Consider the following 10,255-nt stretch of genomic DNA (forward strand, 5'->3'; position numbering starts at 1 on the left):
TCAATTTGCTCCAGCACGACACCCGAAAACTCTCCATCCGCAGAAAATTTAAACACGCCGGATGGCACGACGACTATCTCTCTTCTCTCCTCGCTCAAATGCGATAGCCCTGCCTCCGGGGAGAGGGTTGGGAGAGGGGCAGTCCCAAGCGGCGTCGCTGCTGGACTGCCCCTCTCCCGACCTCGCCTTCGGCTCGGCCACCCTCTCCCCGCAAGCGGGGAGAGGGAGAGGTAGTTACGCCGCCACTGCCTTGACGATCTTGCCCGGCGTGCGGGGCGGCTCGCCCTTGGGGAGTGCGTCGACATGCTCCATGCCCGAAGTCACTTCGCCCCAGACGGTGTACTGGCCGTCGAGGAAGCGGGCATCGTCGAAGCAGATGAAGAACTGGCTGTTCGCCGAGTTGGGATCGTTGGTGCGCGCCATCGACGCGACGCCGCGCACATGCGGCTGCTTCGAGAATTCGGCCGGCAGGTTCGGCTTGTCCGAGCCGCCGGTGCCGTTGTGGTTCTTGCCGTCGCCGCCCTGCGCCATGAAGCCGGGAATGACGCGGTGGAACGGCACGCCGTTATAATAGCCTTCGTTGGCCAGCTCGGCGATGCGCGCGACGTGCTTGGGCGCGAGATCGGGGCGAAGCTTGATGACGACGTCGCCGGTTTCGAGCGTGAGCGTCAGCGTTTCGGGGGTATCGGCCATCCTGCAATCCTTCTGAATGTGTCCGCCGCCCACTAGCCCTGACCGAAGCGCCATGCAAACCCGTGGCGGGCGTTGGCTTTCCGGGAACGCGGCGCTAGGGCTGGCGGCGATCCGGTTGCCGAGCATGGCCCAGGAGGCAGATCATGAGCGAAACCGAACTGCCCCTGCAGGACGACGACACCGAGGCCGATGTCGCCCAGCTCGACGAGGACGACCGGCTCAAGCCCGAATTCGTCCGCGCCGTGCTCGACGCGGTGTATGCGGGCGATGCCGAGGGCGCGCGTGCGCTGGTTGAGCCGCTCCACCCCGCCGACATCGCCGATCTTTTCGAGCTGACCCCGCACGAGGATCGTGCCGATCTCGCCAAGGCGATCACCGACCTGCTCGACGCCGACGTGTTCGCCGAGATGAACGATTATGTCCGCGAGGATCTGATCGACGCGCTCGAGCCGCACGAAATCGCCGACATCGCCGCCGAACTCGATACCGACGACGCCGTCGCGATCATCGAGGACATGGACGTCGAGGATCAGCGCGAAGTGTTGCGCGCGCTCGACCCCGACGATCGCGCCGCGATCGAGGAAGCGCTGAGCTACCCCGAGGAATCCGCCGGTCGCCTGATGCAGCGCGAGCTGATCGCGGTGCCCGAGCATTGGAGCGTCGGCGACACGCTCGATTACCTGAGGCTGCACGAGGAACTGACCACCGATTTCTGGGAAATCTACGTGGTCGATCCCGGCCACAAGCCCGTCGGCACCTGCAAGCTCTCGTGGATATTGCGCACCCCGCGCAACATCGCGATCAGCGACGTGATGCAGCGCGAGCAGACGCTGATCCCGGTCGACATGGACCAGGAAGAGGTCGCGCTGCGCTTCCAGAAATATGCTTTGATCTCGGCGGCGGTGGTCGATCTGAGTGGGCGGCTGGTCGGCATGATCACCGTCGATGACGTCGTCCATATCATCCAGCAGGAAGCCGGCGAGGACATCCTGCGGCTGTCGGGCGCGGGTGAAGGCGATATCAACGAGCCGATCCTGCTGACGGTGCGAACGCGAATCACCTGGCTGGTCGTCAACCTCGGCACCGCGATTCTTGCCGCCTCGGTGGTGGGGCTGTTCCAGGGTGAGATCGGCCGGTTCGCGTTGCTCGCGGTGCTGATGCCGATCGTCTCGGGGATGGGCGGCAATGCCGGCACGCAGACGCTCGCGGTGGTGGTGCGTGCGCTCGCCACCAACCAGCTCACCGAATCGAACACGATCCGCATGATCGTGCGCGAATTCCGCATCGCCGCCGCCAATGGCGCGATGCTGGGCGTGCTGATCGGGTGCGGCACCTGGCTGATCTTCGGCAATCCGGCGCTGGCGCTGGTGATCGCGCTGGCGATGATCATCAACAATCTCGTCGCAGGGCTGGCCGGCGTGCTGGTGCCGGTGACGCTCGACCGGCTCGATGTCGATCCCGCCGTGTCGTCGGCGGTGTTCGTGACGACGATGACCGACGTGATGGGGTTTTTCTCGTTTCTCGGACTCGCGACGCTGTGGGGTCTTGGCAGCTAGGGCAGCCGTGGCCAGATGGGCTGGGATGGCATTGCATCTCACGAAAGTCGCGTTCGGGGCGACCAGTTACGAGCATCTCGAAGGCCGGCTGCGCGAGCGTGCCGAGGCCGGGCCGCTGTTCCTGACGACGCGCTATCTGCCCAAGCGCCACGAGGAGATCGCCGGCGAAGGGTCTCTGTTCTGGATCCTGAAGCACATGCTGGTCGCGCGGTCTCCCATCGTCGGGTTCGGCGAGGCCGAGGGCGGGCGCGTGGCGATCCTGCTCGGCCCGATGGTGCGCGTCCAGCCGCGCCCGAAGCGCGCGCATCAGGGTTGGCGCTATCTGGAAGCAGGCGATGCGCCGCCCGATTTCGGCGAGGGCGATTATGATGCCGAGGCGATGCCGGCGGCGCTGACCGCGAAGTTGAGTGCGCTGGCGCTGATTTGAACTCGCAACCGTTCGTGCCGAGCGAAGTCGAGGCACCTGCGTTCTTGACCATCCCTCGACTTCGCTCGGGACGAACGGGGCTATTGCGCCGGAACCCGCTCGATCTTGCCGCAGCTCACCGGACCGCCCGCGACCGCGTTCACCGTGCAGGCGGGCTTGCCGTAGATTGTCACCGCGCCGAGCCCGCTGGTGGTGACGGCGGCGGTGTAGCGCGCCTGCGCGTCGATCATGCCATTGCCGTCGAGCCGCACGGTGAGGTCGCCCGCGACGAGCGGCGCGGCGGCGATGCTGGCGGTGCCGCTCGTCGTCAGCCGCACCTTGGCGGCGCGGCCGCCGAGCGTCATCGTGCCTGAGCCGAGCACCGTTGCGAAAAGCTGGTCGGCATCGATGGTGGGCGCGGCGAGCGTGCCGCTGCCGGTCAGCGACAGATCGAGCCGCTGGCCGCGAAACGGCCCGCCGACCGTCACCTGCGCCGCGCCGACCGTGACGATGCTGCGGATCGCCTGAGTCGAGACGCGCACCATCGGCGCGGCCTGGCGACCGTTGCCGCCCTGCTCGCCCCAGCCGCTCAGGCCCGCGCGCACGATCAACGTGGTGCCATCGACGCGCAGATCGAGATCGCCGATCGCGCGCGCATCGCCATCAGCGGTCGCATTGGGCGAACCGCCGAGCGTGACGATGACGCGGAACGGACCGTCGATCCGCACCCGGTCGAAACTGCCGATCGCGAAGCTGCGCTGCTCCGCGGCGGCGGGCGTGGCGAGGCAGAACAGCGGCAGGGCGGCGAGGAGAGGTTTCACCGGGAGGGCATCGCTTGCTTTGGGTTTCCACACAAGCCTTGCCACCGTTCACATCACGAACGGGCGCGCGCGCTAATTGCCGCAGCGAACCTCCCCGGTGCCGGTGGTGCTGGTCGTGCAGCGTGCCGCCGCACCGAGATCGACATCGCCCGTCCCCGTCACCGATACCTGCGCGGGGCCGTCCACCGTCGCGTGGACATCGCCGGTTCCCGCCACCGACACCGTCGCGCGCGCTGCTTTCAATTCGGGGGCGTCGATGTCGCCCGATCCGGTCAGGTCGATCTTGAGCTGGCGCGCGCTGCCCTTGGCGGTCAGCGTGCCGGTGCCCGACAGCGAGAGATCGGCGGATTGCACGCTGAGCGCACCGATGGCGATGTCGCCCGATCCCTTGCTGTCGATACGGAAGCGCTCACCCTCGACGCGGTCGATCTCAAGGTCGCCGGTGCCGGTGAGGTCGGCGGTGGTGATGCGTGGCATCGTCACGAAGATCTTCACATGGGCTTGTTCGCCCCAATGGAACACGTTCGAATCTTTGCGGTCGATGCGAAGCATGTCGCCTTCGCGGACGATGCGCAGCGTGTCGAGCTCGGCGGCCGGCCCCTCGGCGCGCACCGAGAAGCCGCTGCCGACGCGGACATCGACATCGTCCGATCCGCGCAGCGCAACGCCGGTGAAGCCGGCAACCTCGTAGATGCGCGACGTGCCGCCGCCGGTCGCAGCGACGCCGGGGTCCCGATCCTTGGCGGGCGAGCAGGCTGCCAACGCCAGCAACGCGATGAGAGACGCAGACTGCATTCGATCCTCCTTGTGTGTTGTCTATATAATACACAATAGTGCCGGCCACAACGAAAAAGGGGCGACCGTTGCCGGCCGCCCCTTTTCGAAACGCTTGGAAAAGGTATCGCCCGATCAGGCGGGAACCTTGTCCTTGTTGTGGATCGCCGCGGCCTTGCGGAGGATCTCGAGGATCTTCTCCTGCGCGGTCGGCTCGTCGACCTGCTCCATCGCGGCGAGTTCGCGCGCGAGCCGGCTGGTCGCCGCTTCGAAGATCTGGCGCTCGGAATAGCTCTGCTCGGGCTGGTCGTCGGCGCGGAACAGATCCCGGACCACTTCGGCGATCGAGACGAGGTCGCCCGAGTTGATCTTCGCTTCATATTCCTGCGCGCGACGCGACCACATGGTCCGCTTGACGCGGGGCTTGCCGGTCAGCGTTTCGAGGGCCTCGCGCAACGTCTTGTCGCTGGAGAGCTTGCGCATGCCGACGCTTTCGGCCTTGTTGGTCGGTACACGGAGCGTCATGCGCTCCTTTTCGAAGCGGAGCACATAGAGTTCGAGTTGCATCCCGGCGATTTCCTGCCGTTGCAGCTCGATGACACGGCCGACGCCGTGCTTGGGGTAAACGACATAATCGCCGACGTCGAAGGACAGCGCCTTGGCAGCCATTCCGTTAGCCTTTCTGTAGGACCGGTGTTCCCGTGCGACAGCACCGCGCGCAAAGGGGCTGCGTGGGTGCAAGCGGGTGTGGGTGTGTGAACGTCTCCAGCGGGAGAACGCGCAACCGCGCCTCCGTCTCCGATCGTATAACACACCAGCAATAAAATTACCAGCCCGCCGTCATGGACGCGCGGGGGCCGCCGTAGCGGGTCGATCCTACCGGGTGGCGGGGGCGATCAGTCGCCGGCACCCGGTTCGGGCGAGAAGTATTTGTCATACTTGCCGGTTTCGCCCTTCATCGCATCGGCATCGGCGGGCGTCTGTCCGGCGTTGCGGGTGACGTTGGGCCATTGCGCCGAGAAGGTGGTGTTGAGTTCGAGCCATTGTTCGAGATTGCTCTCGGTATCGGGCAGGATCGCTTCGGCGGGGCATTCGGGCTCGCACACGCCGCAATCGATGCACTCGCTCGGGTTGATGACGAGCATGTTCTCGCCTTCATAGAAGCAGTCGACCGGACACACCTCTACGCAGTCCATATACTTGCAGCGAATGCAGGCATCGGTGACGACGTAGGTCATTAAACTCACTCCGGGACGATAATCGCGCCCTGCTATGCGCGGGGACAAGCCCCGTCAATCACCGGGGGCAAGATGCGAACCGTTCTCAAGCAAATCGCTGTAGCAGGCGCGGCCTTCGTCGGGCGGGCCACGGCGGGCCGGCAACGCCTCGACGCGGATCGCACGCACGCGGCCAGCGGGCGTTGCGAAGGCGATCACCGCGCCGATCCGCACCGGCGCGGCGGCACGGTCGATCGGGCGCCCATCGAGACGGAGGCGGCCGGCGGTGGCAAGCGCCTGGGCGATCGCCCGCGTCTTGACGATGCGGGCATGCCAGAGAAACAGGTCGATCCGCATCGTGCCTTCAGCCCCGGTCTTTTCAGCCAAGCCGCGCTCCCAGATCGGCGAGCGCCGCGAAGGCGTTGTCGCGTGGTGGCGCGGTCTGCACCGCGCGAGTCAGCCCCCGCCACGCCCAGCGCGGCTGGCCATCCTCGGGGCGGGCGGCGCGAAACCCCAGCGCCGCCATCAGCCGCGCGAGCGTGTCCGGCGTCATCCCGATCGAGGTGGCGAGCGCGGGATCGGGCGCGAACGGGCGGTGGCCGTCGCGCGCATCATGCACCGCGCGCGCGATCCGCTCGGCGAGGTCGATGCGCACCGCCTGGCTGCCGAGCGGGCGATAGCCGTGCTGGAGGTGCGCGCCGGGTGCCTGGCGCGGCAATACCGTCGGGCCGGCGGGTGGCGGCGCGGAGACGGTCACGCCCCGCGCGGCGAGCAGCATCCGCCGCCACCGCGCCGGCTCGGGCTTGAGCAGGCTGGGATCGAACAGGTCGAGCGCGCCGATCGTCACGCCCGCTGCGCGCAACCGCTTGCGCGCGACCGAATCGAGCGCGTCGACCGCGTGGCCGATGCTCATCCGCGTCGCGATCCCGCCGGCATCGACCAGCCCCGCCGCGACCGCGCGCAGCGGCGGCGAGGCCTGCGCATCGCGCAACACCGTATCGAGCGTGCCGAGCGCGGGCAGCCGCCGCGCGATCTGGGCGGCGATCCAGCGTTCGAGCCGCTCGCGCACCGCCGCCTGCACCGGCCGATCGAGGCAATCGAGCGCGCGATCGAGCAGCACGCGCGGCCGCGCCAGCGACGGCCCCGGCCCGAGCCGAGCGACTTCGTGCCCCGCCCAATGGATCGCGGGCGCATCGTCGGCGAGCGAGACATCTGCGTCGGGTGCATCGATCAGCGCTTGCGCACGGCGCCCGCGTTCCGTCCCGAGCCGGCGCTCGGCAGCGGCGAGCAGCAGCCTTTTGTCCGCGAGCCGCGCATCGGGCGCGACGGTGAAGCGGAAGCCGGTCAGCGTGCCGATCGGATGATCCTCGACGCTGACCTCGCCCTCCGGGCCGACGGTGACGGGCAACGCACGCGGATCGGCACCGATCTGGCGCATCAGCAGCGTGGTGCGCTTGTCGACGAAGCGTTGCGTCAGGCTGAGGTGGAGCGCATCGGACAGCCGCTCCTCGACCGCGCCGGCGCGCGCGCTCCAATGCGCGGGGTCGGCGAGCCAGTCGGCGCGGTTGGCGATATACGCCCAGCTTCGCGCCGCCGCGATCCGCCCGGCGAGCGTCTCGACATCGCCCGCCACGTTATCAAGCCGGGCGATCTCGTTGGCGAACCATTCGTGAGGGACGTGGCCGAGGCCGTCGCTCAGATAGCCGAACACGCGGCCGACGAAGCGCGCGTGCGGATCGACGCCGAGCTTGCGGAAATCGGGCAGCCCGCACGCCGCCCACAGCCGCGCCACCATCTTTTGCCCGCGCACGCGGTCGCGCACCCAATCCTCGCCCGCCAGCCGCTTGAGGACGGCGAGATCGGTCGCTTCCGGCGCGGCGCGCAGTACATGCGCCTCGGGGCGGAGTTCGAGGCTGGCGATCAGCGCGTTGATGCTCGACAGATCGGGCACGCCCTCGCGCCAATAGAGGTGATCGAGCGGGGCGAAGCGATGCTCCTCGATCGCGAGCACTTCCTCGGGGCCGAACGCGCTTGGCCCGTCATCCACGAGCGCGCCGAACGTGCCGTCGCGCTGGTGGCGCCCGGCGCGGCCGGCGATCTGCGCCATCTCCGCGACCGTCAGCCGGCGCTGGCGATGGCCGTCGAACTTGTGGAGCGAGGCGAAGGCGACATGGCTGACATCCATGTTGAGCCCCATGCCGATCGCGTCGGTGGCGACGAGATAATCGACCTCGCCGGCCTGGAACATCGCGACTTGGGCGTTGCGCGTGCGTGGGGAAAGCGCGCCCATCACCACCGCAGCGCCGCCGCGCAACCGCCGCAGCATCTCGGCGACAGCGTACACTTCCTCGGCCGAGAAGGCGACGATCGCCGAACGCTTGGGGAGCCGGCTGATCTTCCGCGCACCGGCGTAGCTCAAAGTCGAGAAGCGCGGGCGGGTGATGATCTCGGCGTCCCTGACCAGCGCCTTGACCATCGGCCTGAGCGATTCCGAACCAAGCAACATCGTCTCTTCACGCCCGCGTGCGCGTAAAATGCGATCGGTGAAGACATGGCCGCGCTCGGGATCGGCACCCAGTTGCGCCTCGTCGAGCGCGACGAAGGCGACTTCGCGTTCGAGCGGCATGCTTTCGGCGGTGCACAGGAACCAGCGCGCGTCCTTGGGGACGATCTTCTCTTCGCCGGTGATGAGCGCAACCTGGTTGGCGCCCTTGATCTTGACCACCCGGTCATAGACCTCACGCGCCAGCAGCCGCAGCGGGAAGCCGATCATCCCGCTCGAATGCGCGCACATCCGCTCGACCGCGAGATGCGTCTTGCCGGTGTTGGTCGGCCCCAGAACGGCGGTGACCCGGTGGTCGGCGCGTGACATGACCTGGATAACATCGGCTGCCCGGCCGGGATGCGCAACCACCAGATTGCCCATAACCGGCTATTTTCGCACGGCTATGCCAGCGATATCCGCTTGACGACGCGATCTTGCCCGACCGGGCGAACGCCTTGCCGCAGCGAGGCGAATCGGACGGTCGGTTAAATTGACTTTCATCTTTTCACGCCACACAAAATCGGGCCTCACGCCGGGGTCGATGTGTTAGGCGGCGTCATGGGGGACGGACAGCCGTGTTCTTGCGTAGCGATTCGGGACTCGAACAGGCTGGTGGCACGGCCACGGTGTCGTTCGGCCGCACGCTGTCGCCGATTCCCGCCGCGACCACGCTCGAACGCGTTCGCGCTGGCCTCGCCAAAATCGACTGGGTGCCCGATCTCGGCGCACGGATCGGCTCGGCTGACTGGTGGCGCGGTGCGCTGACCTGCACTGCCTTGTGCGCGAGCGCGGTGGCGCTGGCGCCACGCATCCACCCGATCGCGGGCACGGTCGCGCCGCCGCTGGCCGGGGCGGAGTGGGACGAAGCGCGGTCGCAGTCGATCGCGCCGCTCGCTTTTGGCGCCAACACCGGCCACCGCATGGCCGCCAACGATTTCGTCGCGCCGCTCACCGAAACGCCCGAGCGGCCCAGCATCGATCTGTCGGCAAGCTACGGCGCGGGCGACAGCTTCGCCGCAGTGTTGCGCCGCGCCGGCGTGTCCGAACGCGATTCCGATGCGGCGATGCGGCTTGTTACCAGCGCCACCTCGCTCGACGATCTCAAGCCGGGCACGCAGATCGACCTGACGCTCGGTCGCCGCGCGGACAAGACCGTGGCGCGCCCGCTCGACCAGCTCTCGTTCCGCGCGCGCTTCGATCTGCAACTGTCATTGAAGCGCGTCGGCGGCGCGCTGGCCCTTACCCGGCAGGTGATCGCGGTCGATCATACGCCGCTGCGGATTCAGGGGCTGGTCGGATCGAGCCTGTACCGTTCGGCGCGGGCGGCGGGCGCGCCGGCGAAGGCGGTGGAATCCTATATCCGTGCGATCGCCAGCCGGCTGTCGGTCGGCCGTGACGTGCATTCGGCCGACCGTTTCGACCTGATCGTCGAACAGGCACGCGCCGCCACCGGCGAAGTACAACTCGGCGGGCTGCTGTTCGCCGGGCTGATGCGCGGCGGTGGCAAGCCGCTCCAGCTCGTGAAATGGGGCGATGGCGACCGCGCGCAATGGTTCGAATCGTCGGGCCAGACCGAGCGGCGCGGCGCGATGGGCATGCCCGTCTCCGGGCACATCACCTCGACCTTCGGCCTGCGCATGCACCCGATCCTCGGCATCCTCAGGATGCACAAGGGCATGGACATCGGCGCGCCGTGGGGATCGCCGATCCACGCGGCGACTGATGGGGTGATCCAGTTCGCCGGGCGCACCGGCGGCTATGGCAATTTCGTCAAGCTCGCCGGGCCGGGCGGCATCGCGACGGGCTACGGCCATATGAGCCGGATCGCGGTTCGCACCGGCACGCGCGTGTCGCGCGGGCAAGTGATCGGCTATGTCGGATCGACCGGGCTTTCGACCGGGCCGCATCTGCACTGGGAGGTGTGGCGCAACGGCGTGTCGGTGAACCCGCGCACAATCTCGATGTCGAGCGTGGTGCAGCTTTCGGGCGAAGCGCTGCGCACGTTCAGGGCGCGGGTGGGGTCGCTGCTGTCGGTGAAGCCACGATAACATGCGTCGCCCCGGCGCAGGCCGGGGCCGCTGGGTTTGGGGCACACCGTTGCCAAGTTACGCAGCGGCCCCTTAGACTCACATTTGAAGTGCACCACCTGCTAAGGTTATGGTGCGATGGGAAAATGTTACAGGCAGCTCAACCTGAATGAGCGAATCGAGATATACCGGCTTCATGAAGCCGGTATATCTCGC

10 protein-coding genes are annotated in these 10,255 nt (G+C 67.7%); 3 read left to right on the forward strand and 7 right to left on the reverse strand.

Annotation, left to right across the window (positions count from 1 at the left end; genetic code table 11):
- Positions 1-234: 234 nt before the first annotated feature.
- Positions 235-693, reverse strand: a complete 459-nt coding sequence (locus EWE75_RS22825) for a peptidylprolyl isomerase (protein WP_130160373.1) — start codon at positions 691-693, stop codon at positions 235-237.
- A 143-nt stretch (positions 694-836) separates the two neighbouring features.
- Between EWE75_RS22825 and mgtE the strand changes: the two genes are divergently transcribed.
- Positions 837-2,249 (forward strand): magnesium transporter, encoded by a 1,413-nt coding sequence (gene mgtE / locus EWE75_RS22830; protein WP_130160374.1) that lies wholly within the window; start codon positions 837-839, stop codon positions 2,247-2,249.
- Between the two features lie 25 nt (positions 2,250-2,274).
- Positions 2,275-2,676, forward strand: a complete 402-nt coding sequence (locus EWE75_RS22835; RefSeq protein WP_130160375.1) for a DUF1489 family protein — start codon at positions 2,275-2,277, stop codon at positions 2,674-2,676.
- Positions 2,677-2,756: 80 nt separating this feature from the next.
- Here EWE75_RS22835 and EWE75_RS22840 read toward each other — a convergent pair whose 3' ends face one another.
- The 6 genes from EWE75_RS22840 to EWE75_RS22865 all read right to left on the reverse strand — a co-directional run bounded on the left by EWE75_RS22840 (position 2,757) and on the right by EWE75_RS22865 (position 8,339).
- Positions 2,757-3,476, reverse strand: a complete 720-nt coding sequence (locus tag EWE75_RS22840; RefSeq protein WP_130160376.1) for a GIN domain-containing protein — start codon at positions 3,474-3,476, stop codon at positions 2,757-2,759.
- 72 nt (positions 3,477-3,548) lie between these two features.
- Positions 3,549-4,271 (reverse strand): head GIN domain-containing protein, encoded by a 723-nt coding sequence (locus EWE75_RS22845; protein WP_130160377.1) that lies wholly within the window; start codon positions 4,269-4,271, stop codon positions 3,549-3,551.
- 114 nt (positions 4,272-4,385) lie between these two features.
- Positions 4,386-4,919: a CarD family transcriptional regulator gene (locus EWE75_RS22850; protein ID WP_069203963.1), complete on the reverse strand. Its 534-nt coding sequence runs from the start codon at positions 4,917-4,919 to the stop codon at positions 4,386-4,388.
- Positions 4,920-5,146: 227 nt separating this feature from the next.
- Positions 5,147-5,488 carry a ferredoxin FdxA gene (fdxA, locus tag EWE75_RS22855; RefSeq protein WP_130160378.1) on the reverse strand — a complete coding sequence of 114 codons (342 nt, stop codon included), beginning with the start codon at positions 5,486-5,488 and terminating at the stop codon, positions 5,147-5,149.
- Between the two features lie 54 nt (positions 5,489-5,542).
- Positions 5,543-5,854: an RNA-binding S4 domain-containing protein gene (locus tag EWE75_RS22860; protein ID WP_427915816.1), complete on the reverse strand. Its 312-nt coding sequence runs from the start codon at positions 5,852-5,854 to the stop codon at positions 5,543-5,545.
- Positions 5,847-8,339 (reverse strand): helicase-related protein, encoded by a 2,493-nt coding sequence (locus EWE75_RS22865; RefSeq protein WP_130160381.1) that lies wholly within the window; start codon positions 8,337-8,339, stop codon positions 5,847-5,849. The genes EWE75_RS22860 and EWE75_RS22865 overlap by 8 nt, the downstream gene beginning before the upstream one ends.
- Before the next feature lie 248 nt (positions 8,340-8,587).
- Between EWE75_RS22865 and EWE75_RS22870 the strand changes: the two genes are divergently transcribed.
- Positions 8,588-10,060 carry a M23 family metallopeptidase gene (locus EWE75_RS22870; protein WP_130160379.1) on the forward strand — a complete coding sequence of 491 codons (1,473 nt, stop codon included), beginning with the start codon at positions 8,588-8,590 and terminating at the stop codon, positions 10,058-10,060.
- Positions 10,061-10,255: the final 195 nt, after the last annotated feature.

Origin of the sequence: Sphingomonas populi (assembly GCF_004208535.1) — a bacterium.
GTDB lineage: Bacteria > Pseudomonadota > Alphaproteobacteria > Sphingomonadales > Sphingomonadaceae > Sphingomonas > Sphingomonas populi.

Coding starts and splice junctions, on each gene's coding strand:
- EWE75_RS22845 (WP_130160377.1), bottom strand. CDS start 4,271: ATGCAGTCTGCGTCTCTCATCGCGTTGCTGGCGTTGGCAGCCTGCTCG.
- EWE75_RS22850 (WP_069203963.1), bottom strand. CDS start 4,919: ATGGCTGCCAAGGCGCTGTCCTTCGACGTCGGCGATTATGTCGTTTAC.
- EWE75_RS22835 (WP_130160375.1), top strand. CDS start 2,275: ATGGCATTGCATCTCACGAAAGTCGCGTTCGGGGCGACCAGTTACGAG.
- fdxA (WP_130160378.1), bottom strand. CDS start 5,488: ATGACCTACGTCGTCACCGATGCCTGCATTCGCTGCAAGTATATGGAC.
- mgtE (WP_130160374.1), top strand. CDS start 837: ATGAGCGAAACCGAACTGCCCCTGCAGGACGACGACACCGAGGCCGAT.
- EWE75_RS22865 (WP_130160381.1), bottom strand. CDS start 8,339: ATGTCACGCGCCGACCACCGGGTCACCGCCGTTCTGGGGCCGACCAAC.
- EWE75_RS22825 (WP_130160373.1), bottom strand. CDS start 693: ATGGCCGATACCCCCGAAACGCTGACGCTCACGCTCGAAACCGGCGAC.